Origin of the sequence: Rhizobium hidalgonense (genome assembly GCF_002914525.1) — a bacterium.
Classification (GTDB): Bacteria; Pseudomonadota; Alphaproteobacteria; order Rhizobiales; family Rhizobiaceae; genus Rhizobium; species Rhizobium hidalgonense.
This window is the reverse complement of record NZ_LODW01000061.1, coordinates 24,502-48,000: the sequence shown is the minus strand read 5'-3', so window position 1 is coordinate 48,000 and position 23,499 is coordinate 24,502. Positions and strand designations below refer to the sequence as shown.

Here is a 23,499-nt window from a genome sequence, read left to right as displayed (position 1 = left end):
AGGGGCCGAAGCCCCTCGTTAGCTCGCCGAGCAAATCGACGCTCAATAGGTATATCAGAAGTTGCTCGAATTCGCAACTCCTGGTGGTAATATGCGACTGCCACCTCCTTGCGCTCCCGGCGGGAACGCTGTTTTGCTCGACGCTGCAGGTGGAGTCCTAAAAGGCAGAAGAGCGCCCGCTGGGGCGCTCGTCCGGTAACGCTAGTTGATCGACAGGCTAGCTATTTCTTCGGGGGTGCTAGCAAAGCGAGCTTATGGCTGTTTCAATTTACTGGATCCAGGATCACGAAAAAGCCTCGTCGGGGCAGGGATTTCAAGTACTTTGAACACGTAAAAAACGTCGGTTTTGTTTTTGTCATTGACGTGCCGCAATGCCAGTTTTGTCTGCAGGCTCTTGCCAGCTCGAAGCACGCCTTCCTTCTTGAGTTGTTTCAGCGCAGCCGCCGACATCTTCATGTTTGAGATCGCGGCGTTTGGTACTGCCAAGCGCAAGGACTTATCTTTCCCGAGATAGAAAATTCCGGCAACCTTCCTGAAATTTAAGTCGGATATCTGGGGCTTAGCGCCCTCTCGAGCGTCAACAAACCATTTAGATGTATCGTTCATATAGGCAATGATACGTGGATCGCCTGCGACACCGGAGTTAGCGGCACCGTACTCAGCCCACGCTTGCTTGATGCTGCGTTTAACCTTGCCCCAGTGCTTCTTCCTTAGCGTGCCAGTGTTAAAGGCGACAACCGAAGCAGCGTAGGCGAGCGCAAACGGCTGGACTCTCCGGTGTGAGACCTCATCCTCTAAGTTGATGCCCTGCAGAAATTTGGCAATCGACTTCTCGATGGTCCGAATGAGAGAGCCACTGTCTTGCTGTGCGCAAGTTAGGACGTTCAAAATGAACTTTCGGGCCAGAAGACCGTAATTCTCCTTTGTCGTCGCAAAGAGCTTATGCATCGCATCACGAACGGACGAATAGCCGGCCGGCGGGCCGTGAAAGAAGCTAGCCTCTTTGTTTGCAAGCTGAAACGAGATTAGACGAACCTCCAGCGCTCGCCGCACTTCCTCGGTTGTTGTTACTGACAGTATCGACCTCATCGGTTGATTGGAGTTTGACAACATTGTGACCGAATGGCCCTCGATAGCATCGCCGGGTCGAGCTCTCCCTTGGCCCGATGACAGTCGATGGACGGCGTTCAAGATTTTGTCAGCCCGCGATTTTTCGTTCGCATGGGCGAGTGTGGCTTCATCAAGAATAAGCAGATGATCATTGAAGGCGACGAAGAGGTCCTCAATCGCTTGATCGGACATGTTCCAGCTCCGCGCATAGCCTTCTGGAGAGTGGCCTTCGCCCCAAACAGTCCCTGCAAGGGTGCAGGTTAGTGCGGATTTGAAGGTGCTCGTGTCTCCGACAAGCTCAAGCACCATATTCTCTGCTTTGTACCGCGTAGCAGACACAAAGGGCTTCAAAACCTGTATAAGGGCGTAGAAGAACAGAGTGACTGGCACGGGCTGCTCGCGAATGACTTTTGCAATCCCCTCTTCGTAGTTTGATAGCTCGCCACTACTCCGGAACCGGCCCCGATCTTCGACCAATGAAATGACACGAAGCTCGGGATCTGGCGAAATTACAGTCCCGTCGCCGTAGACGAAGTACCGGGGGATGTCGGTTTTTTCGAAGCCGACACGTGTTGCCACAATGGTCTTCACGTCGTGTTCAGCCGACTCGATTCGCTGGCTGATCTCATTTTTAATCGCCGGTGAAACGGCTAAGATGCCGATACGACGGAGGGCGCCCATGATCTGCAGACGATTTTCAACAACCATCTTGCTTGAAATGACCACTGCTCGGCCCAGAGCTTCGAAGCGGTGGTAGACGTCTCCATCGTCGCCAGTGAGAATTGAAACGTTCAGGTCTGAGACAGCCGGCAATTTTGTCTGACCCGCATCACTCACTCCGGCAATTGCCGACGGCGCTGGGGATTTGCCGGGCCGATGAGGACCGGTGTTGGGCCCGACTCTCTCGATCCATTTCGCAGAATTTGGGTTTAGCCCCAACTTTCCTACACTGCCAGTGTTGGCAGCTGGATGAGTAGGTGCAGTTGGCGACCCTTTGCCGCTGACACCCTTCTTTCCGGCATCTTTATGGGTCGTAGAACGTTCTGCAGGGGATTTCGTGGGCTTCTTCATTGCATATCTCCGATGATGGTTGCCATTTCGGCGTGAACAAAGCGCGATGTGATAGGCTCGGCGAAGCCGCCGAACTGGATCGCTTGCGTAATGGGCATGGTAGTCATGCAGCGAAGCCATTCGGCGAACTGCGCCGCGGGCATCCGATTGGAAGTTCGGTTGGGCCGACCGTTTGAGCCCAAATATTGGACCCGATCCTGGGCCTTCATTTTCGTAAGATAACCAAGCAAATTTCCAAGCTCGGACTTTGGTGCTGGCAAAATCTTGAGCGGCTTATCTCGCCCCCGCATGGAAATGGGCAGCCGAACATGGAATGCGTGCTTCAGAGCTTCTTGAGCAACGCCGCCGATCAGTAGATGCACATGGGGTTCGAAGGCGTAGTTGCCTGTCAGACTTCTGTCGCCGGAGAGTTCATATGCCGCGACAAAGATGGGCTTCTCGCCTTGATCGCGAAGCCTTTGAACTGAGGAGCGTACCTTTCGACGAGGACGGTCAAAGCATTTCCGCGTAGCTAAGGATGAAGGAATTCGCCAACGCTTGTCCGCCAATATCACATGAAAGAATTGGGTGTCGCAGCGCTGGAGGAGCGGAAGTACCACGAATGCCATGAAGAGCTGAAGTCGAGCCCATTCGTAACGGCACGCCGCCGTACGGCGAGACCAACTAAGGCTCGGTAATGTGTGGTGGAACGCCGCTTTGCAGTCGGGCAGGAGAGTTATACGACGGGTTTGCTCCCGTCGTATGCGATTTGCGTCGAAATCTGACTTAGGCAGACGGTTGCGAACTGTCTGCGCTAGACGACGACGATTTTTGATGGCCCACCATCGGATAGTCAGTTGCTGCTTTAGAGCAGTCATTACGATCTCCATAGGATACCCTTGGTCGCGGGTCCGCAATCGGAGGCTGAAGGCTCTCCGGCGGTGTCAGCGGCAAAGGGTCGATTTTGAGGTTGTTGGGGAGGTGGTACGGGCGCCACAGTATCGCTGTGGACTAAACCTGCACCTTTAGTGTGCAGAGGCTAGGTATTACCCTGCTCGATCTTTTGCAGAAGCAATTGGATATCCTCGGCCCGCCATACGGTTACCCTTGCCGATATTTTACGGGGCTTAGGAAACTTCCCAGTTTTGACGCCTGCCCAGAACCCAGACTTACTGATCGGCAGCGGTCCGTCGGGTCCAAGGATTTGTTTCAGGCGTACGAAGCCGTCCGTGGGAAACGCACTCTTGCTGTCTTCATGCGCCGTACGCCGTACAACTTCCTTCAGTTCCTGTGTCATCAAGATCTCCGTGGTTTGTGTTGGACACAGATAGAAGATGATGGATACGGAGCCTGTTTAATAGCATCCGCATGTTTATGAATAAGGTAATAGTATTTGCATAAGCGATATAATTAAATATCAGATGGTTAAGCGGAATTAGCTCGGAATTTTTTCCGAAACTGTGCGTTCAGGATTTTATCCTCTTCCACTGTTAAACGCGGTGCAGCAAATCGTCGAGGCTCCACGTTGGCCAACAACTTCGATGTGATGTTTTGAAGGTCGGGCGGATCCATCTTGGCGAAAACGTGATCGCTGACGTACCGCGCTCGGCCGAGCCACTCGTCAAGGTACTCGACATGCGAAGAATAGTGGTATTCGCCTTGTAACATGACCTCCAGGAGGGGCTTCCTTCTCACCTTAATTGTAGAAGCGGAGTAAATGAGAGCCAGCGACGGCTTGGTTTGACTCCACCGTCGATGGAGCAGGGAGCGAGACACATAATCGGCGCCGTAGGCTTCTGCCCCTCTCGCACTCTTAAGCTCGTTGAAAATTGTGACCGCCCGATTTAGGCTCGGAGCGAAGTCATACTCAGGATCCCTGAAGCGATCGGCGCCATGATGGAGGTAGGCTAGAGCCCGATTAGTCGTTTTGATCGTTTTGGAATACGGCTCGAACAGGTCTGCCATGATGTCTAGGCTGGCAATCCTAGAGAAGGCTTCATAACCACCGAGCTGATCGTAAATCTCTGTCAGAAACTCGATGCCAGTTAACACGTATCGCGCAACGATGTCTCGCGCCACAGTGATAGGCTGATCGACGAGACCTACAGATCGCTCGGCGTCATCCATGTGCTGTAAGACCGCTTGCGTCATGAGAACCACACGCATTTCCCTGTCCTTGGGAAAAAGGGCCCAGCCAACTAATCCAGATGAAAGCACTGCCTTGAGGCCCGGATACGCGGGTTCGCTACTGGATATAATGGCTATGGCTTCGCGAGCATGAAATGTCTTCCCCAGAGTCAGCTCCCTGAAAGTCCTGTCACCGGGCATTCTTCGTGGAGGTTGTCGGCGGGCTAGCAGTGCCTCGACTGCCTTGACTGCCTCGTTTAGTTCCTCGGACTCAAAGATATCTGATAGATCGGCCATTCTTAACGTTTTCCGGTGCTTCTCAAATTGATCACCTGACGATAAGCTGCGAATGTCCGATTTTCGATGGTGCAGAAGGCTGTTCCTGAATAAAATTCGTCTTCCCCACCCGGCTGATCAAATTATCGGGGAAATGCGGTAGAAGATACGGTATCGCTACCGTGAATTTTTAAAAACATATGTAAATACAATGTCTTAATTTGCCATTTTGGTTCCCTTCACCCGCTCCAGCTGTCTCACTCACTTGCAGACTGAGATCTCATTCCGCTTCGGTGGAGTTCGCAATGCGCTTGACCGCATCGCGAGCGGTTTCGAGCACGCGCTCCGCCATGCCTTGGTCGGTCATGATGCGGGAGATGGTCACGGCGCCCACCATCAGCGACAGGATGAGCATGGCTTTGTCATCGGGTTTCGAGCCGTCCGGCGCAGGGATCAATTCGTCGAGAATCTGAAGATGAGCTTCGATGCCATTCTGGAATGGAGCGCGGACCTCTTCGCTCAGGCGCGCCGCGTCGGACCCGAGCGCTGCCAAAGGGCAACCATCGCCCTTCTCCTCCCGGTGCCCGGGCGAGAGATAGAGGTCGACAACCGCTTCTAGCGGATCGGGCCTTCCGGCGGCAACCCTTGACCATCTGCGGAGCGCACTCTCCATCGCTCGCCCGGATGCAAGCGCCACAAGATCATCCTTCGATTCGAACTGCTTGTAGAACCCGCCTTGGGTGAGGCCGGCGCCTTTCATCAAATCCTTCAGGCCTATGCCGTCGAAGCCATGCTCGCGGAAGAGCCGGCTTGCGACATCGATCACCGTTTCACGATTGGCCTCGGCCTGAGCGCGACTGACTCTCATATCGATCTCCAATTAGATTTCATTTGACATCTATACCAGAAATAGAGTTAGATCGCAATCTAAATTAATCGCTGCGCCGGTCAAGAAGGCTTAACTGACATGAACCGCAAAATCCTCCTCGCCTCGTTCGGCCTGCTGGCAGCTGCCGGCGCCACGGCATACTTCTTTGTCGGGGTGTCCTCGGAAAGAAGCGCGCAAGCCGCCGATCCCCGCACCGCACCGCCATTCGTCAAACTGGTTGAAGCAACGACGCCGGAGACAGCCGAGCGCAGCTTCACCGGCACCATCGCGGCGCGGGTGCAGAGCAATCTTGGTTTTCGGGTGCCTGGCAAGATCGTCCAGCGTTATGTGGATGTCGGCGTGCAGGTCAAGGCCGGCCAGCCGCTGATGCGCATCGACGAGACCGATCTTAGTCTCGCCTTGACGGCGAAACGAAACGCGGTCGCTGCAGCTGAGGCTGTGCTAACCCAGGCGCAAGCAGATGAAAGACGCTATGCCGCTTTGGTGAAAAACGGATTGGCCGCGACGCCGCAGCGCTACGAGCAGGCAAAGGCAGCGCTCGACACCGCCACCGCGCAGCTTGCCGCGGCGCAAGCAGACGCCAAGGTCGCGGAAAACGAGGCCGCCTATTCCGTCCTCGTTGCCGACACCGATGGAACGGTTGTCGAAACGCTGGGCGAGCCGGGACAGGTCGTGACGGCGGGACAAACCGTGGTCCGGCTCGCACAGGCCGGCCCGCGTGAAGCGCTGGTCTGGATGCCGGAGTTCCTCAGGCCTGAGATCGGCGAGATCGCCGATGCCAGCATCTACGGCAACGAAAGCCGGCAGGACAAGGCGCGGCTTCGCCAGATCTCCGACGCCGCCGATCCCCAAACCCGCACCTACGAGGCGCGCTGGGTTCTGGATGGCGCCGCAGCGTCGGCCCCGCTGGGGGCGACGGTGACGATCAGGATCGCCAACAGCAGCGGCCAATCGCATGCGGCGGTGCCTGTCGGCGCCGTTTTGGATGATGGCAGCCGAACCGGCGTCTGGGTCTTCGATCAGAAATCTTCGACCGTCCACTTCCGGCAGGTGAAAATAGAGCAGCTGGGTGAGGAGGTCGCGGTGGTTTCCAGCGTCAATGCAGGCGAGCCGGTCGTCGCTCTCGGCGCCCATCTGCTACAGGACGGCGCCAGCGTGCGCACCACGGTGGAACAGGCAGAGGCGGCAAACTGATGAACTTCAATCTATCCGCGCTCGCCGTTCGCGAGCGGGCCGTCACCCTGTTCTTCATCGTTCTGCTGGCCGCCGCCGGCGCCTATGCCTTCGTCAAGCTCGGGCGCGCCGAGGACCCCTCCTTCACCATCAAGACTCTGACCGTGACATCGGTGTGGCCGGGCGCGACAGCGCGCGAAATGCAGGATCTGGTCGCCGAGCCGCTCGAGAAGCGCCTCCAGGAACTCACCTGGTACGATCGTGTCGAGACGACAACGCGGCCAGGCTACGCCTTTTTGACCGTCACCTTGAAGGACAGCACGCCGGCCACGGCCGTCGAGGAGGAATTCTATCAGGCCCGGAAGAAGCTTGGAGACGAGGCCCGCAACCTGCCAAGGGGCGTGCTCGGTCCCTTTGTCAACGACGAGTATTCCGATGTCAGCTTCGGTCTTTATGCCCTCAAGGCCAAGGGCATGCCGATGCGCGAGCTTGTGCGTCAGGCCGAGGTGATCCGCCAGGATCTTCTGCATGTGCCGGGTGTCAAGAAGATCAACATCCTCGGAGAGCGGCCCGAACAGATCTTTGTCGAGTTCTCCTATGCCAAGCTGGCCACGCTCGACATTTCTGCACAGGACGTCGCGGCCGCCTTGCAGCGGCAAAACACCGTGACGCCGGCCGGATCGATCGATACGCGCGGGCCCCAGGTCTACATTCGCTTCGATGGCGCCTATGACAGCCTCCAGGCAATCGCCGATACGCCAATCGTCGCCGCCGGGCGCACCTTGAAGCTCTCGGATTTTGCCGAAGTGCGGCGCGGTTATCAAGATCCGGCCACCTACCTCATTCGCCACGACGGCGAACCCGCCATTATGCTTGCGGCTGTGATGCAACAGGGCTGGAACGGTCTGGACCTCGGCAAGGCGCTGGAAGAAAGATCCGCCGCCATCGCAAAGACCCTGCCGCTCGGCATGACGCTCGAAAAGGTCAGCGACCAGGCGGTCAACATCGACGAAGCCGTCGGCGAGTTCATGCTGAAATTTGCCATGGCGCTCGGCGTCGTGTTGTTCGTCAGTCTGATTGCGCTCGGCTGGCGTGTCGGCATCGTCGTGGCTCTGGCCGTTCCGCTGACCCTTGCCGTCGTCTTCCTCATCATGCTTGAGACCGGCCGGTTCTTCGATCGCATCACCCTTGGTGCGTTGATCCTGGCGCTCGGCCTCCTGGTCGACGACGCCATCATCGCCATCGAGGTGATGGTGGTGAAGATGGAAGAGGGGATGGATCGCATCAAGGCGGCCGCCTATGCCTGGAGCCATACTGCGGCCCCGATGCTGTCGGGCACGCTGGTGACGATCATCGGGCTGATGCCGGTCGGCTTTGCCCGGTCGACCGCCGGCGAATATGCCGGCAACATCTTCTGGGTCGTCGGCTTTGCCCTGATTGTCTCCTGGATTGTCGCGGTGACCTTCACGCCGTATCTCGGCGTCAAGATGCTGCCGGCGATAAAGCCGGTCGAGGGTGGCCATCACGCCATCTACAACACCCCGAATTACCGGCGCCTGCGGCGGCTGATCGAGTTCACCGTGCGCCACAAGTTCGTCACCTGTGCGGTGGTCGCCATCGCCATGGGGGCCTCCGTCGTTGGAATGGGATCGGTGAAAAAGCAGTTCTTCCCGACCTCGGACCGTCCCGAAGTCCTCGTCGAAGTCCGCATGCCCGAAGGCACCAGCATCGAGACGACGACGGCCACGGTTGAAAAGCTCGAAGGCTGGCTGCAGAAGCAGCCGGAGGCAAAGACCGTCACCAGCTATGTCGGCCAGGGCGCTCCCCGCTTCTTCTTTGCCATGGCGCCGGAATTGCCGGACCCGTCTTTCGCCAAGATCGTCGTGCTGACCCCTGACGCCCACACACGCGAGGTACTGAAGCTTCGGCTGCGCGCGGCCATTTCGGATGGGCTCGCCCCTGAAGCCTATGTCCGCGTCACGCAGCTGGTCTTCGGTCCTTACACGCCGTTTCCGGTCGAGTTCCGGATCAGCGGGCCGGATGCGCAGCAACTGTACCAGATTTCCGACAAGGCCCTCGAGATCATGAAGAGCGTGCCGGACGTGCGCCAGGCAAACCGCGATTGGGGCAATCGCACGCCGGTGCTGCGCTTCGTTCCCGACCAGGATCGGCTGAACCTGATCGGCCTGTCGCCGGCCGAGGCGGCCCAGCAGCTGCAATTGCTGCTGAGCGGAGTTCCGATCACCGAGGTTCGCGAGAATATCCGCAACGTGCCTGTTGTTGCCCGCAGCGCCGGCGGCAACCGGCTCGATCCGTCCAGATTGGCCGACTTCTCGCTGATGAGCCGGGATGGGCGACAGGTTCCGCTCGATCAGATCGGCCACTCGGAAATCCAGTTTGAAGAACCGATTCTGAAACGCCGCGACCGTACGCCTGTTATTACGATCCGGTCCGATATCAACGAAGCGACACAGCCGCCGGAGGTCTCAGAGCAGGTCATGAAGGCGCTTCAGCCGCTGATTGCCTCGCTTCCTGTCGGATATCGGATCGAGATGGGCGGCAACATCGAGGAATCAACCAAGGCCAACGATGCCCTGGTGAAAATCTTCCCGATGATGATTGCTGCCATGTTGATCGTTATCGTGCTGCAGGTCCGCAGCCTGGCGACGATGACCATGGTCATGCTGACGGGGCCGCTCGGTCTTGCCGGAGCGGTTCCAGTCCTGCTGCTCTTCGACAAGCCCTTCGGCTTCAATGCCATTCTCGGATTGATCGGGCTGGCGGGCATCCTGATGCGCAACACCCTGATCCTGACCGAACAGATCAAGGACAATAAGGCAGCCGGTCTCGACGATTATCACGCCGTCATCGAGGCGACGGTGCAGCGGACACGACCGGTCATTCTGACCGCCCTTGCCGCCGTGCTTGCCTTCATTCCTCTGACGCACTCGGTGTTCTGGGGGTCGATGGCCTACACGCTGATCGGCGGAACGGCGGTCGGCACGATGATGATCCTGCTCTTCCTTCCCGCTCTCTACGCCATCTGGTTCCGCATCAAGCCGACGAAAAACGAGAGCCATGAAAATACACCGAAGGCGGTGGAGTTACCGAAGGAGGTGGAGTTACCGACGGCGATGGCTGCCGAGTGAATTCTCCGGAGGCGGCGATGACTTTTGCGGATCCGATAGCAACTGACCTTGAGCAGTCGCGCACGCGGATACTCGAGGTGGCGGAAAGGCATTTTCGGCGGATCGGCTATCATAAGACGTCGGTCGCCGACATCGCCGCCGAACTCGGCATGAGCCGCGCCAATATCTATCGCTTTTTTCCCTCAAGGACGGCGATCAACAGTTCCGTCTGCGGACTGGTGGTCAAAGAGGTTGCTGAAATTGTTCTGGCGATCGCGCAAACGGATGCGCCGGCGAGCAAAAAGCTGGCCGATCTTTTGACCGCCATCCACCGGCAGAGCACGAGAAGGTTGGTCGAGGACAGACCGATGCACCAGCTGCTCGTCGCCGCCATGGATGGAAGTTGGGCAACGATCAACGCCCATAATGAGGACATCCTGGCAATCCTCAAAGCGCTGGTCCGCGAGGGGCTGCGGACAGGCGAGTTCAAAGTCCAAGACGCCGACGAAGCCGCGCGCGGGATCATCACCGCCTTCCTGCCGTTCTTCCATCCGGTTCTGGTTGAGCAGCGCGTTCAGGAGGGGGAGGCCATCGCGGCCTGCGTCCACGCCCAGATCCGCTTCATCATGACAGCGCTCGGCACATCAGACCGCGCCCTGCCCGAAGGTATAAGCGCATAATCTAGCGCTGCCGACCTTGTTCTCTCGGACAAAGCCATTATCTAGTGCACTAGATAAATGCACACTAGATGAAGCCATGTCGAACAACGAAATCGCATCCCGCCGCGCGGTGGGCACCCAACTTTCGTTTGCGCTCTATGGCGCGGCCAACCGGATGGCGCGCCTTCACAAGCCATTTTTGCAGCCGCTCGGTCTGACATTCCCGCAATACCTGGTGATGCTTGAACTTTACGGCGGTACGCCCCGCGCCGTTGGAGAGTTGGGTTTAAAGCTCGACATGGACACCGGCACGATCACGCCGCTGCTGAAGCGCTTGGAATCGGCCGGCATGGTGACCCGGACGCGCGATCGTACCGACGAGCGGCGGGTGCTCATCCATCTTACCGAAGCCGGTGAATCCCTGCGTGAGGCGCTTTGGGCCGTCACCGACAAGATCAAAACCGCCTGTCAGCTCACCGACGAGGGGCTGGCCGATCTGCGCGACACGCTGCACGCATTCGCTCGCCCCGCCGGCGATTGAGGCGGGCTTACTTCCACATCAGAGAGAGGTCATCCCATGAAGATCGGAATCATCGGCGCCGGAAATATCGGCGCGACGCTGGCGAGAAAACTTGCCGCCGGCGGCCATGAGGTCAAGCTTGCCAATTCGACGGGGCCGGACACCATCCGCGATCTTGCCGGCGATATCGGAGCGGCCGCCGTTTCGAAGGAAGAAGCCGTCCAGGGCGTCGAAGTGGTCGTTCTGTCGATCCCGTTCGCAAACTATCGCGATCTCGCTGGGCTCTTCAAGGACGTGCCTGAAGAGGTCGTGGTGATCGATACCTCAAACTATTATCCGTTTCGCGACGGTGTGATCGCCGAGGTCGATGGCGGCATGCCCGAAAGCGTTTGGGTGAGCCGGCAAATCGGCCGACCCGTCGTCAAGGCGTGGAATGCCGTGCTGGCGGCGACGCTGGCGGAGAAGGGGCGGCCTGACGGCACGGATGGACGCATTGCCATCCCGGTTGCAGGCGACGATCCTAAAGCAAAAGCGGTCGCTATAGAGCTGGTTGAGGCCACCGGTTTCGATGCGGTAGATGCGGGAGGGCTGGCGGCGTCCTGGCGTCAGCAGCCCGGCACCCCGGCCTATTGCACCGAGCTTGCAGCAGATGAGCTGGAAGAAGCGCTGCAATCGGGAGATCGATCCCGCGCAGCCGATAATCGCGACGCGCTGATCAAGGAATTCTTCGCGGCAGGCACGAGCCTGACCCACGACGAAATGGTCGCTCGAAACCGAGCGGGGACTGCCGCTCCGAAATCCTGAACTCGTTGAGGCTCAAGCCGCTCCCGGCCGACACTCCCCCGGCACGTTTGGAGGCGCGATTACCGAAAAAATCGGCGTAAAGCAAAAAGTGCTTGATTTTATATTTCGATTGACATCTAAAGCAAGAATAGATGTCGATCGAAATCTTACGCGCTTGGATACCAGGTTCTGAGACACTGTCCTTTGCCGACAGGGTGAAAAATCTGACCATTCTATTGAAGCACGTAGTCAACCACTCGCGCCCAGCCAGGAGCCTCCATGTCTCAAAATAAAGTCGTCGTCATTACCGGAGCATCCTCCGGAATAGGCGAAGCGTCGGCCCGCCTTCTTGCACAAAACGGCTTCCAAGTCTTTGGCGGCGTGCGTAACCCGCAGCGTGTCAATGCCATTCCCGGCGTGCGCTATGGGACTGCCGACGTGACCGATGACGCCTCGGTCTCCGATTTTGTTCAATGGGTTTTGTCCGAGGCAGGCAGGATCGACGTCCTGATCAACAATGCCGGCGTTTCGCTAGTCGGCCCGGTCGAGAACACGTCGCCTGCCGAAGCTCAGGCGGTCTTCGACACCAATGTTTTCGGCCCTCTGCGCATGATCCGCGCTGCCTTGCCCTCCATGCGCGCCGCTCGCAGCGGTCTGATCATCAATATCAGCTCGGTCCTCGGCTTCCTGCCGGCGCCGTTCATGGGAATATATGCCAGCAGCAAGCATGCACTCGAAGGACTGTCGGAGTCGCTGGACCATGAGATTCGTGAGTTCAACGTGCGCGTCGTACTGGTTCAGCCGACCTTCACCAACACCAAGCTCGATGTGAACGCGGCACAAACCGAGGCGCCCCTGGGCACTTACGCAACACAGGCCGATGCGACCATCAAGGCGGTACAGGCCCAGATCAAAACCGCGCCGTCGCCGCTGGCTGTCGCGGAGAAAATCCTGGCGGCAATCAACGGTCCATATAAAATGCGTCAACCGGCCGGTGGCCAGGCGACGCTGCTCAGCCGGCTGCGCCGGTTTATGCCGGCAAACGCGGTCGACAGCAGTCTGAGAAAGACATTCGGTTTCGGAAAACGGAACGCATCCTGAGCTTTGCGTAAACTCACAGACGTCGTCGGTCTCAACAATCGTCTCTGCGGATCTCGCTGTCGCCTCCTGCGGCACGCCGCACGATCATTGTGCCCGACGACGTCCTCCAACTTTTGTCGCGGAGCCTAATCCCCGAAAAACCGGATCGGCTTATATTGCCGATGCGCGATGATCAGGCTCCGATCCGGCTGGATGATGTAGGTTTCCTCCACCTGCCGGCCATACTGGTCGATGAAATCATGCGGAAAGGCGGAGCCGGCGGGCGACTTGGTGAGCTTTGTCCGCGGCTGGCCGCTATAGGTAATGCTGCCTGGGATCGGCTCAAGGCCAGGGCCGGAATAGGTAACGGTGTTGCACCCGGCAAGAATGAGGGTGCCGATAAGGCCGATGACTGCAGGTTTCATATCAATCCCCATCTGACGCGCCGAATGATGCGATCTTACTCTCGATCGGATCATGCTCACCAGATGAAACGGCATATCCGCCTTCAATCCTTCGGGAAGCGCCACTGGGAATGCCGTGATCAGCGCGGGCTATTCCATTGCCGAAACCGCTGCCTTCTGCTAGATCGGCAGTGTCGAAAAAGGCAGGATCGGTTGAGGTAAGCCCGGTCCCTTCCGCTGGAGCGTCGTGAGCGCTCTTACGAAGCTCTGCTCCGTGCCCTGGCACGAGAACCCGCGACGTGATCCGCATCAAGATGCGGGATCCCGGCGGCTTGCGGAGACGGCAAAAGGCAGTCCCGGGATTTTTTCGAACGGAGACTGACATGCGCCTGAACCATCTCGATTTTCATGTACCCGATATTGCTGCAACAGCGGATTTCTTCACTCGCCATTTCGGCCTGACGCTGAAGGATATGCGCGGCCAGAACGGCCTGGCGATCCTGAGCGATGATGCCGGCCTCGAAATCGTCCTCAGCCACGCGATTGCCAAGTTCGGCACTGCCGATCAGGTCGAACTGCAGCGTCAGACCTATCATATCGGCTTTATCCTGCCCGAGAGGGAGGATGTCGATCGGGTTTATGCCGGGCTTGCCGCTGCCGGCGCGGCGCTCTCCGGCCCGCCGGCCGCCATGCGCGGCGGCTGGTTGTTTTATTGCACGGCGCCCGGGAACATCCTCGTCGAGATCGGCTGGCGGACGGGTTAGGTCCCCAAATAGAAAGGGCGGCCCCTGGGCCGCCCTTGCCAATACCTGTCTTGACGGCTCAGAACTCCGTCCAGTCGCCATCCTGGCTTTTTGGCGCGCTGCTGCCGGCGCCGAAGGCGTTGGCGAGTGTTTGGCCGAGTGCGCGGGCCGGCGAGGCGGTCGGGCGGGCAGCCCCCTCCTTGGCGACGCGGATCGCGGCGGCCTTGGCGACCGGGCGCGCGGCGGCACGTGGCGCTGCGGCCGGCGGCCGGGCCGGGGCGAGCGGCGCGGCGGCGGCGAAGCCGCCGGTGCCCGTCAGCCGGAACTGGCCGAGCAGGTTGTTCAGGGCTGCCGCTTCCGTGGCGAGGCTGTGGCTGGCGGCGGTCGACTGCTCGACCATTGCCGCGTTCTGCTGCGTGCCCTGATCCATGGTGTTGACGGCGGTGTTGATCTCCTGCAGCCCGATCGACTGCTCGCGCGAGGCTTCGGCGATGGCGTGGACGTGCTGGTTGATTTCCTGCACCTCCTGGACGATCGAATCGAGCGCCTTGCCGGTCTCGCCGACCAGCGAGACGCCGGTCCGCACATGCGTGCCGGAATTGGTGATCAGATCCTTGATTTCCTTTGCCGCCTTGGCGGAACGCTGGGCAAGCTCGCGCACTTCCTGGGCGACGACGGCAAAGCCCTTGCCGGCTTCCCCGGCACGGGCCGCTTCGACGCCGGCATTCAGCGCCAGAAGGTTGGTCTGGAATGCGATGTCGTCGATGACGCCGATGATGTTGGAAATTTCGCCCGAGGACTTTTCGATCTGCTGCATGGCGGAGACGGCCTTGCGGACGATCTCGCCCGATTTCTCGGCGCCGAGGCGGGTGCGGGCGACGAGCTGGCTCGCCTCCTCGGCGCGCTTGGCGGCGTCGCGCACCGTCGTGGTGATTTCTTCGAGTGCGGCAGCCGTCTCTTCGACGGAGGCCGATTGCTGTTCGGTCCGCTGGGAAAGCTCGTCTGCGGACGAACGGATCTCGTTGGCGCCGGCACCGATTGCCCGGGCGTTGGCGCCGACCGTATGCAGGGTTTCGTTGAGCTTCTCGACCGAGTTGTTGAAATCCTTACGCAGGGCATCGAGATGGGCGACAAAAGGCTGGTCGATATGCGAGGCGAGATCGCCGGCGGCAAGGCGGCGCAGGCCGTCGCCCAGCGCCTGAACTGCGCCTTCGAGTTCGGATGCGTCGCGGGCCCTTTGCGCCTCGCGTTCGCGACGCTCACCGTCGTTGACATCGCGGTCGGCTTCGGCGCGTGCCTCGATCCGCGCACGCTCGATCGCATTGTCTCGGAAGATCGAAACGGCCTTTGCCATCTGGCCGACTTCGTCGCCGCGGTCGAGCCCGCTGACATCGCTCTCGGTATCGCCTTCGGCAAGCCGCGTCATGCGCAGGTTGAGCCTCGCCATCGGGCCGGCAATGCCCATCTGCGCCACGAGCACGCTGAAACCGACGGCGAGCAGAACGGCGATGCCGATCAGCACGAGACAGGAGACGATCCGGCCGTTGACCGAAGCAGACAGCGCGTCGCCGCCGTCGTTGAGCATCGCCATCATCGCATCGTTGTTGGCAATCATCTTCGGTGTCAGCGCATCGAGCTTGGCATTAATCAAGGCAACACTCGAAAGCGCGCCGGCGCTGTCGTTGGCCTTGCTCTGTTCGATGATCTTGTTCGCCAGCGCTTCGATCTCATCGATGCCGGCCTGGATTTCGTCGATCGCGGCCTTGCGGCTCGGCACCAGCGCCAGCGCCTGCTTCATCCGGTCGCGGGCCTGCGGCAGCTTGCTCGGGATGGCGAGCGTCGTTTGGAATGCCGGCGTATCGGCCTTCATTTCGGCCAGCAGGGTGACCTGCAGCACCGAGGCCACCACCGATGCGCTGGCGCGCGCGCTCAGCATCGAAGCCTGCGCTTCATGATCGATGAAGGCGCTGTAGGCGGCGTCGGCCCGGCGGAACTCGGAGATGACATAGACCAGCCCGGCCATGGTGATCAGACCTAGCAGCGCCACGACCGATATGATTTTCGTGCGGATTTTCAGATGTTTCAACATGGAAATGTCACCCGGTTCTGTGAAATCAATTGTTGCAAACAAGCGCTGCGTCGTGTCGCAGCTCAGCGAATATGGGGGAGTGACGCATGCATCATGCAATCGGCCGGCGGTGTCCGTGTCGTCGTCACAAATAGAGGCGATATTCTTTAATTCCGCGCTAACGGCGGGGCGCAGATACACCCATAATTTTGGGGAGGCAGGAGGTTCAAGAGGGCCTATCGTGAGATCCCCGCAGGGGCCTCGAAGGACGGAGCGGGCATTCCGGCGTCGGATGGATGAGAGCGCGTTGCGGATCCACGCGGTTACAAGGGCGCTGAGTTCGCAATCGCTCCCCGCCTCCCAAGCATATTCCCCGCCGGGCATGACTCTGTTACATCTCGCCGAGACGGCAACCCGAGACCGGATCACGATGATTGAATCCAAGCTGGCACCCCCGACTCTCAGGGCTCTTCTCGCATTTGGGCTGTTTCTGACAGCGCTGTTTTCCGCTTTTGCCGCATCTGCCCAGCAGGCAGCACCCTCGCTGCCGCTGCTTTTCGATGCCCGTGAACGTCTGGCGAGACCCGATCTCTCCTCGCTGGTTCGCCTGCGCTTCCTGACTTCGGTCGATTTCCCGCCGTTCAATTTCACCGATCAGAACGGCAAGCTTTCCGGTTTCAACGTCGATCTCGCCCGCGAAATCTGCAGCGAGCTGGAAATTTCCGACAAGTGCCAGATCCAGGCGATGCCCTTCGCCGATTTGAAGGATGCGCTCGCCGCCTCGCAGGGTGATGCCGTTATCGCCGGTCTTGCCGTGACGCCGGAGCTGCGCCGGTTATTCGTCTTCTCCCGGCCGTATCTGATGCTGCCCGCCCGCTTCGTGCGCAATCTCACTGTTTCGCTCGACGGCAAAACGGCGGCCGCCCTTTCCGGGCACCCGGTCGGCGTCGTCAAAGGCACGGTGCACGAGGCGATGCTGGCCGCCTTCTTCCCGGCGATCAAGGCCCAGGCCTTCGACACCAAGGATGCCCTGCTGGCGGCGCTCAAGGAGCGCAAGGTCGATGCCGCCTTTGCCGATGCGCTGCAGCTTTCCTTCTGGGTATCGTCGCCGGCGTCAGTCAAATGCTGCGCGCTGTTCGACGGCCCCTATCTCTCCGAGCAATTCCTCGGTGAGGGCATGACAATCATGCTGCGGCAAAAGGACAGCGTGCTGACGGCGGCCATCGACCACGCGCTCGCTACCCTGTCGCGCAACGGCCGTCTCCAGGAAATCTATCTGCGTTATTTTCCCTACGGGCTTTATTGACATGCATGTCGCCCAAAACTGTGTAGCGGTTTTGGGATAACGACATGGATAAAATAAAGAGTTTCAGGCTTATCCCTTGCGGAAGCGGGCAATGGCGCTGCGCTCGATCGCCGCGCAGGTGAGCTTGTCGAGACCGAGCCGATCGCGCAGCAGGCTGAGCAGCCTGAGTTCCTCGGCTTTGACCGAGAGATCGGCGGATGCGACTTCGACAGCCAGCGCATAGGCAGTGTCGTAGAGTTTGGCCGGCAGGGTGTCGCGCACCGTTTCGAGAACGACGTCGAGGCCTTCCGGGCCGGCCAGCAGCGAGGCGCAGTCGCGCGCCACCGAAATCAGTTTGTCGTCGTCGAAATCCCGGAAAACAGGCAGGAAGCCGATCAGTTGTCCGATCCTTTCCATCTCCCGGTCGTTCATCGTGCTGTCAACGGCGGAGGCCATCACCATCACGTAGATCAGCGCATCATGGGCGGAAAGCGGCTTGTTCATCTCTGTTTCCTTTTCGATCAGCCCAGAGTGGGAATTGGCAGCCGGCATTACAAGGGATCAGCTCCCTGTCAAGGCCGCCGGTTATCTCCGGCGCGGATCGTCGCCGTAAAGGCCTTTTCCGGCCTGCCTGGCTTTTTCGGCGGCCCACGCTAACGGCGAGCCCACCGCTGCCTCAGCCCAGCCGTTTTCGACAAGCCATGCGCCGAGATCCTGTGCGCCGAGCCGGCAGGTGGTCGTCACTGTTTCCTGCCATTCGGCCGTCTCAAGATCGCAGCTAACGCTGCGGTTGCGCAACAGCTGGCGCAACGCCGTCTTCGCCAGCATGCCGCAGGGCCATTGCCGGCCCGTCGCCCCGCATATCTTGTCGGCTGGCGTCGGCACGATGCCGGCAAGCTGAAGCCTGCGCTCGCCAAAGGAGAGAAGACCGGCATTTTCGACCGCCGGCCGCGCCAGCTCCATCGGCTTTTTCGCGGGTGGACTTGCCGTCTGCCCGACTGCCGTCTCGGCCCGCGGCTCGCCATCGGCGGGTTTGGGCGCCGTACCGTCGGCAGGCCCCGCGGAGGGTGGCGCCTGCGGTTGCGCCGCCGGTTCCGCCGAGCCGGCGATGATTTCGGCTTGTTCGTCCGATATCGCAGCCGGTTCGCTGGCCTTAGGCGCAGCATCCGCTGCCGCGGTCGCCGTCTCCTCCGCCGATACCGTCTCCTCGCCGGCCGCCCCGCCCCGCAGCCTTGTTTCGCCCGCCATCAGCAGGCCGGCCACCACCGCCATCCCTATGAGACCTGTGAAGACGGCGGCAGGGCGCATGGAATATCTTCCTATTGGCTGGCCCAGATGATGCGGGCGATCCAATCGACATCGGAAAGCTCGAGCGTGCGGTTTGGATGGTCGGGATTGAGCGACATTAGCTCGATCGAGCGCGGGCTTTGGCGCAGCAGCACCTTGGCCATCACCTCGCCCTCGTTTGTGCGCACGACGACGCGGTCGTTGCGGCGCACCTGCGCGCCGGGCTCGACGATCAGCACGTCGCCGTCGCGGTAGAGCGGCATCATGCTCTCGCCCTGCACCTCGAGTGCATAGACGCCTGACGTCTGCGCCGGGGCCGCCGGAAATTCCACTACATCCCAGCCTTGGCCGGCCGGAAAGCCGCCATCGTCGAAGAAGCCGCCGGCACCGGCCTGGGCGAAGCCGAGCAGCGGAATCGAACTGCCCTGCGGCGGAAAGGCGCCGTCAGGCTGTGCGGCCAGTGGCTTGGAAAAACCGGCATCCGGCTGCAGGAAGGCAAGAAACTGCTCCACGCTCGCCCCGGTCGCGTCGAGCACCTTGGCGATCGATTCCGTCGACGGCCAGCGCAGTCGCCCGTCGGCGGATAGCCGTTTCGATTTGTTGAAGGAGGTGGGATCGAGCCCGGCGCGCCGCGCAAGACCGGAGGGCGTCAGCGCATGCCGCTCGGCAAGCCTGTCGATCGCTCCCCAGATCTGGTCGTGTGACAGCATAGGCGCCCGATTCCGTGCGCGGCTCATCCGCGCGTCAGCCGGGCGGAATATTAACCGACCATGTCGCCTGAGTAAAGCTGAAGGAGGAATAAAATCCTGTTATCGCAAGCCTTTCAGGCGACCATCGCCATATTGATCTTGCCAAGCTGGATGACCGCCTGCGTCCGGCTGTCGACATCGAGTTTCAGCAGGATCGCCGAGACATGCGCCTTGATCGTCGCCTCGGAGACGCCGAGTTCATAGGCGATCTGCTTGTTCAGCAGCCCCTCGCCGAGCATGGTCAGCACCCGGCTCTGCTGCGGCGTCAGCGTATGCAGGCGGTGGATCAGGTCGGCGACATCGGGATCCTGCTCCTGGCCGTCGCGGTAGTTTTCCGGCGTGGCGATATCGCCGGCCAGCACCGTCTGGATGCCGCGGCGAATGTCGTCGATGCCGGCGGATTTGGAAATGAAGCCGGAGGCGCCGAGTTCCAACGCCCGGCGGATCGTCGTCGCGTCGTCGGTTGCCGAAACGATGATGATCGGCAGGCTGACGAATTCGGAGCGTAGCGCCATCAGGCCGGAAAAGCCGCTGACGCCGGGCATGGCGAGGTCGAGCAGCATCAGGTCGGCATCCGCATGGGCGCCTGCCGCCCGGCGCGCAGCGGCGAAATCGCCGGCCTCGACGATTGCCTGCCGGCCGTCCATGCCGATGACGGCCTGGCGCAGCGCATCCCTGAACAGCGGATGATCGTCCGCAATGATGATGGTCTGTTCCTGCATCGAAAACTCCCTCCCAAGAGCCCGATCGTGCGCGCATGCACCGCCGTCCCCTCGGCGTTCTCACGCATGTCTGCTGAAATGACTATATCAGATCAGGTTTTCTGCGGAAGGGGATTGGCGTTTTCCTCGGCCTGGAACTCCTTCACCATCCCCATGAAACTCTTCATCATCTTCTCCATGATGCTGATCGAGCGGTCGATTTCGGCATCGCTCGGCAATGCGCGCTGTACGAGCCCGCCCTGTTCCAGCTTCGTCACGCGCTGCGAAAGCCGGTCGAGTTCGTCCTCATAGGCCGCCCGCTCGTCGGCCGCCATCCGGCAGACGAGGGCGCCGTCCTTGTCCTGGCAGATCGACATCGCGCCGGTCTGCCGGTCGAGCCGGACGAAATGGTCGCCGCTCTTTTCCAGCTGGAACCGGCTCGCATCGGCCTCGGCGGCTGCGGCGCCAAGCGGCAGAAGAAGAACGCCCAGTGTCAGAACCAAAATCTTCATCGTCTCATCCTCCGGAATTTGTTTCCGCCGATCCCGTTTTTATCTGCCGGGGCGTGGACATCGCCGCCTCTTTCCGGCAAAGCCCTCGTGACCCGAGGACCAGCAATCGCGAGCCCATGATGAGCGTGACACCGACCCTTTACAAGATCGTGACGGAAACGCTCTGGCAGCAAGCCAGACAAAGCGGTGTTTTTCATGGCGCCGGCATCGATCTCAACGACGGCTTCATCCATTTCTCGACGGCAGACCAGGTGAAGCAGACCGCCGGCTTGCATTTTGCCGGCCAGTCCGGCCTGCTGCTGATTGCCGTTGACGGCAGCGGGTTCGGTGACAAGCTGGTGTTCGAGCCCTCGCGCGGCGGCGATCTGTTCCCGCATCTCTATGCCGACTTGCCGCTGGCCGCGGTGCTCTGGGAGGCGCCGCTGCCGCTCGACCAGGCCGGCGCTCATATCGTTCCGGAGCTGCAGCCATGATCGATTCTTTCAAGCGTATCGCCCGCAAGGGTCTCTTCCTGTTCGATCCGGAAACGGCGCACGGCATGTCGATCGCCGCGCTGAAATCCGGCCTCGTGCCCGCCTGCCAGATCACCCCGGATCCGCGCCTGCGCCAGACCGTCGCCGGCCTTACCTTCGAAAATCCGCTCGGCATGGCGGCCGGCTATGACAAGAACGCCGAGGTGCCCGAAGCCCTGCTGAAGCTCGGTTTCGGCTTTACCGAGATCGGCACGGTGACGCCGAAGCCGCAAGCCGGCAATCCGCGCCCGCGCATCTTCCGCCTGGTCGAGGATGAAGCCGTCATCAATCGCCTCGGCTTCAACAATGAAGGCCATGACGCCGCTTATGTCAGACTTGCCGCGCTGACCGGCGGTGGCATGATCGGCGTCAATATCGGCGCCAACAAGGACAGCGAGGATCGCATCGCCGACTATGTCGCCGGCATCCGCCGCTTCTATTCCGTCGCGCGCTATTTCACCGCCAATATCTCCTCGCCGAACACGCCAGGCCTGCGCGACCTGCAGGCGCGCGAAAGCCTTGCGGCGCTGCTGTCGGCTGTGCTTGCCGCGCGCGACGAGATGGCGGCGACATCCGGCCGCAGGATCCCGGTCTTCCTGAAGATCGCCCCTGACCTGACCGAGGAAGGCATGGACGATATCGCCGCCGAGGCGCTCTCGCATGCGCTGGACGGTCTGATCGTCTCCAACACGACGCTGTCGCGCGACGGGCTGAAGGATCAGCGCCAGGCGAAGGAGGCGGGCGGCCTTTCCGGCGTACCGCTGTTCGAAAAGTCGACGGCGGTGCTTGCCCGGATGCGCAAGCGCGTCGGTCCCGATCTGCCGATCATCGGCGTCGGCGGCGTCTCCTCGGCCGAAACCGCGCTGGAAAAGATCAGGGCGGGCGCCGATCTCGTCCAGCTCTATTCCTGCATGGTCTATGAAGGCCCTGGCCTGCCCGGTGATATCGTCCGCGGTCTCTCCAAGCTCATGGACCGCGAAAAGGTGAGTTCGATCCGCGAGCTCCGCGATAACAGGCTCGACTACTGGGCCGCGCGAAAAGTCTGATCGGCCCGCGGCTTGACCAGCATCGCCAGGAAGATGCCGCGGAACAGCAGGAAGGCGTTCATCGCGAGCCACAGGCCGTGATTGCCGAAGAGCGGCACGAAGACGGCAAGCATCAAGAGATATCCGGCAAAGGATATCAGCATCCGGTTGCGCATGTCGGCCGACCATGTCGCGCCGATGAAGACCCCGTCCATCAGGAAGGCAAGCGCCCCCGTCAGTCCGGTGATGGCAGCCCAGGGCAGATAGGTTTCGGCCGCCTGCCGCACCTCGGGCGAGGTCGTCAGCACCGAGATCAGCCAGGGGCCGGCAAGAAAGAAGAAGGCGGAAGCGACTGCGGCCAGTCCAAAGGACCAGAGGGTCACCAGCTTCAGCCCGCGGTCGAAGGCCGGCCGGTAACGCGCGCCGATCGCCCGGCCGGTAATCTGCTCGGCGGCATTGGCAAGTCCGTCGAGATAGTAGCCTGACAGCAGGAAGAAATTCATCAGCACGGCATTGGCGGCCAGCATCACCGCGCCGAAGCCGGTGCCGATCCGCGTCATGATGGTGAAGGCGCCGATCAGCACGAAGGTGCGGATCAGGATGTCGCGGTTAAGCGCGAAAAGCTCTGCCATCCGATGCCGGGAAAAGACCTCGGCCGATGCCGGCCGCTCGGCTTTGTGAAAGCCTGTGAGTATGATGATAAGTCCGGCGATCGCCCCGATCGCTTCACCGGCCATGGTTGCCCAGGCGACCCCGGCCACGCCCCAGCCGAGCGACAGGCCGAGATAGATGGAAAGCAGGATGTTGACGCCGTTGATCAGTGCCTGCAGCAGCAATCCGACCTTGCCCTGGCCGCGCCCGAGCACGAAACCGAGGATCGCGTAATTCGCCAACGCCGCAGGTGCCGCCAGCATGCGGATCGCGAAATAGGTGCCGGTCGCCTCGGCGATCGCCCCTTCCGCGCCCATCAGCTTCAATCCTGCCGTCATCAACAGCGGCGAAAGAAGGAGCAGCGCCAGCCCGCAGCCGAGCGCCGAAATCAAAGCCCGCCAGAAAACGGCCTGTTGCTCGTGCTGGTCCCGCCGGCCATAGGCCTGCGCCGTTAGTCCTGTCGTCGAGGCGCGCAGGAAGTTGAAACTGCCGAGGATGAGATCGAAGAGCATGGCGCCGATCGCCAGCCCCGCCAGCGCTTCCGCATCGCCCATCCGGCCGACGACGGCGGTGCTCGTCAGCCCGAGCAGCGGCGTCGTCATGAAGCCGAGCGTCATCGGAATGGCGATCGACAGCACCAGCCGATGCGTCACGTCGAAAGCGAGCGTGTTGGAATTGCTACGCGTATCCATCGGGGCCCCGTCGCTACAGCGCCACGCGTCTTTCGGACACAGGGAGGACGCTGTCACACTTCATGCAGCGGGCCG

Annotated in this window: 23 protein-coding genes; 10 read left to right on the top strand and 13 right to left on the bottom strand. The window is 60.6% G+C overall.

Annotated features, from left to right (window positions below; translation table 11 throughout):
- Window positions 1-252 precede the first annotated feature (252 nt).
- From ATY29_RS19940 to ATY29_RS19925, 5 genes are all read right to left on the bottom strand, one after another.
- Window positions 253-2,181 carry a DUF927 domain-containing protein gene (locus ATY29_RS19940; protein WP_165779440.1) on the bottom strand — a complete coding sequence of 643 codons (1,929 nt, stop codon included), beginning with the start codon at window positions 2,179-2,181 and terminating at the stop codon, window positions 253-255.
- Window positions 2,178-3,038: a hypothetical protein gene (locus ATY29_RS36940; RefSeq protein ID WP_165779439.1), complete on the bottom strand. Its 861-nt coding sequence runs from the start codon at window positions 3,036-3,038 to the stop codon at window positions 2,178-2,180. The genes ATY29_RS19940 and ATY29_RS36940 overlap by 4 nt, the downstream gene beginning before the upstream one ends.
- Before the next feature lie 161 nt (window positions 3,039-3,199).
- On the bottom strand, window positions 3,200-3,457 hold the full coding sequence (locus tag ATY29_RS19935; protein ID WP_097537105.1) for a helix-turn-helix transcriptional regulator: 258 nt from the start codon (window positions 3,455-3,457) through the stop codon (window positions 3,200-3,202).
- Between the two features lie 128 nt (window positions 3,458-3,585).
- Window positions 3,586-4,584 (bottom strand): hypothetical protein, encoded by a 999-nt coding sequence (locus tag ATY29_RS19930; protein ID WP_097537104.1) that lies wholly within the window; start codon window positions 4,582-4,584, stop codon window positions 3,586-3,588.
- Window positions 4,585-4,843: 259 nt separating this feature from the next.
- A complete protein-coding gene (locus tag ATY29_RS19925) occupies window positions 4,844-5,431 on the bottom strand; it encodes a TetR/AcrR family transcriptional regulator (protein ID WP_097537103.1) in 588 nt (195 codons plus the stop codon).
- 99 nt (window positions 5,432-5,530) lie between these two features.
- Between ATY29_RS19925 and ATY29_RS19920 the strand changes: the two genes are divergently transcribed.
- The 6 genes from ATY29_RS19920 (at window position 5,531) to ATY29_RS19895 (ending at window position 12,816) form a co-directional block, all read left to right on the top strand.
- Window positions 5,531-6,646 carry an efflux RND transporter periplasmic adaptor subunit gene (locus tag ATY29_RS19920; RefSeq protein WP_097537102.1) on the top strand — a complete coding sequence of 372 codons (1,116 nt, stop codon included), beginning with the start codon at window positions 5,531-5,533 and terminating at the stop codon, window positions 6,644-6,646.
- Window positions 6,646-9,774 (top strand): efflux RND transporter permease subunit, encoded by a 3,129-nt coding sequence (locus ATY29_RS19915; RefSeq protein ID WP_097537101.1) that lies wholly within the window; start codon window positions 6,646-6,648, stop codon window positions 9,772-9,774. The genes ATY29_RS19920 and ATY29_RS19915 overlap by 1 nt, the downstream gene beginning before the upstream one ends.
- A gap of 17 nt (window positions 9,775-9,791) precedes the next feature.
- On the top strand, window positions 9,792-10,433 hold the full coding sequence (locus ATY29_RS19910) for a TetR/AcrR family transcriptional regulator (RefSeq protein WP_097537100.1): 642 nt from the start codon (window positions 9,792-9,794) through the stop codon (window positions 10,431-10,433).
- A gap of 76 nt (window positions 10,434-10,509) precedes the next feature.
- Window positions 10,510-10,953, top strand: coding sequence for a MarR family winged helix-turn-helix transcriptional regulator (locus tag ATY29_RS19905; RefSeq protein WP_025415275.1), 444 nt, complete (start codon window positions 10,510-10,512; stop codon window positions 10,951-10,953).
- Window positions 10,954-10,989: 36 nt separating this feature from the next.
- A complete protein-coding gene (locus ATY29_RS19900) occupies window positions 10,990-11,736 on the top strand; it encodes an NADPH-dependent F420 reductase (protein ID WP_097537099.1) in 747 nt (248 codons plus the stop codon).
- Between the two features lie 258 nt (window positions 11,737-11,994).
- Window positions 11,995-12,816: an oxidoreductase gene (locus ATY29_RS19895; protein ID WP_097537098.1), complete on the top strand. Its 822-nt coding sequence runs from the start codon at window positions 11,995-11,997 to the stop codon at window positions 12,814-12,816.
- A 125-nt stretch (window positions 12,817-12,941) separates the two neighbouring features.
- On the opposite strand, the gene ATY29_RS19890 is transcribed toward ATY29_RS19895, so the two are convergent.
- Window positions 12,942-13,220 carry a hypothetical protein gene (locus ATY29_RS19890; RefSeq protein ID WP_097537130.1) on the bottom strand — a complete coding sequence of 93 codons (279 nt, stop codon included), beginning with the start codon at window positions 13,218-13,220 and terminating at the stop codon, window positions 12,942-12,944.
- Between the two features lie 362 nt (window positions 13,221-13,582).
- Here ATY29_RS19890 and ATY29_RS19880 point away from each other — a divergent pair, with 362 nt between their 5' ends.
- Window positions 13,583-13,963: a VOC family protein gene (locus ATY29_RS19880; RefSeq protein WP_097537096.1), complete on the top strand. Its 381-nt coding sequence runs from the start codon at window positions 13,583-13,585 to the stop codon at window positions 13,961-13,963.
- A 58-nt stretch (window positions 13,964-14,021) separates the two neighbouring features.
- Here ATY29_RS19880 and ATY29_RS19875 read toward each other — a convergent pair whose 3' ends face one another.
- Complete coding sequence (locus ATY29_RS19875; protein WP_097537095.1) at window positions 14,022-16,031, bottom strand: methyl-accepting chemotaxis protein; 2,010 nt, start codon at window positions 16,029-16,031, stop codon at window positions 14,022-14,024.
- A 409-nt stretch (window positions 16,032-16,440) separates the two neighbouring features.
- Between ATY29_RS19875 and ATY29_RS19870 the strand changes: the two genes are divergently transcribed.
- Window positions 16,441-17,316 (top strand): transporter substrate-binding domain-containing protein, encoded by an 876-nt coding sequence (locus ATY29_RS19870; protein ID WP_003570544.1) that lies wholly within the window; start codon window positions 16,441-16,443, stop codon window positions 17,314-17,316.
- A 69-nt stretch (window positions 17,317-17,385) separates the two neighbouring features.
- Here the strand turns inward: ATY29_RS19870 and ATY29_RS19865 are convergent, their stop codons facing one another.
- From ATY29_RS19865 to ATY29_RS19845, 5 genes are all read right to left on the bottom strand, one after another.
- Window positions 17,386-17,799: a tellurite resistance TerB family protein gene (locus ATY29_RS19865; protein ID WP_003570543.1), complete on the bottom strand. Its 414-nt coding sequence runs from the start codon at window positions 17,797-17,799 to the stop codon at window positions 17,386-17,388.
- Between the two features lie 81 nt (window positions 17,800-17,880).
- Window positions 17,881-18,603, bottom strand: a complete 723-nt coding sequence (locus ATY29_RS19860; RefSeq protein ID WP_097537094.1) for a thermonuclease family protein — start codon at window positions 18,601-18,603, stop codon at window positions 17,881-17,883.
- 11 nt (window positions 18,604-18,614) lie between these two features.
- Complete coding sequence (locus tag ATY29_RS19855) at window positions 18,615-19,292, bottom strand: S24 family peptidase (RefSeq protein ID WP_003570540.1); 678 nt, start codon at window positions 19,290-19,292, stop codon at window positions 18,615-18,617.
- 113 nt (window positions 19,293-19,405) lie between these two features.
- Window positions 19,406-20,053: a response regulator gene (locus ATY29_RS19850; RefSeq protein ID WP_003570538.1), complete on the bottom strand. Its 648-nt coding sequence runs from the start codon at window positions 20,051-20,053 to the stop codon at window positions 19,406-19,408.
- A 92-nt stretch (window positions 20,054-20,145) separates the two neighbouring features.
- Window positions 20,146-20,544: a hypothetical protein gene (locus tag ATY29_RS19845; RefSeq protein ID WP_003570536.1), complete on the bottom strand. Its 399-nt coding sequence runs from the start codon at window positions 20,542-20,544 to the stop codon at window positions 20,146-20,148.
- 119 nt (window positions 20,545-20,663) lie between these two features.
- Here ATY29_RS19845 and ATY29_RS19840 point away from each other — a divergent pair, with 119 nt between their 5' ends.
- Together ATY29_RS19840 and ATY29_RS19835 are read left to right on the top strand one after the other, a co-directional pair.
- Window positions 20,664-21,017, top strand: a complete 354-nt coding sequence (locus ATY29_RS19840; protein WP_097537129.1) for a DUF952 domain-containing protein — start codon at window positions 20,664-20,666, stop codon at window positions 21,015-21,017.
- A complete protein-coding gene (locus tag ATY29_RS19835) occupies window positions 21,014-22,102 on the top strand; it encodes a quinone-dependent dihydroorotate dehydrogenase (protein WP_025415283.1) in 1,089 nt (362 codons plus the stop codon). Before ATY29_RS19840 ends, ATY29_RS19835 begins: the two co-directional genes overlap by 4 nt.
- On the opposite strand, the gene ATY29_RS19830 is transcribed toward ATY29_RS19835, so the two are convergent.
- A complete protein-coding gene (locus ATY29_RS19830; protein ID WP_025415284.1) occupies window positions 22,078-23,424 on the bottom strand; it encodes an MATE family efflux transporter in 1,347 nt (448 codons plus the stop codon). The two genes, ATY29_RS19835 and ATY29_RS19830, sit on opposite strands and share 25 nt — an antisense overlap.
- Between the last annotated feature and the right edge of the window lie 75 nt (window positions 23,425-23,499).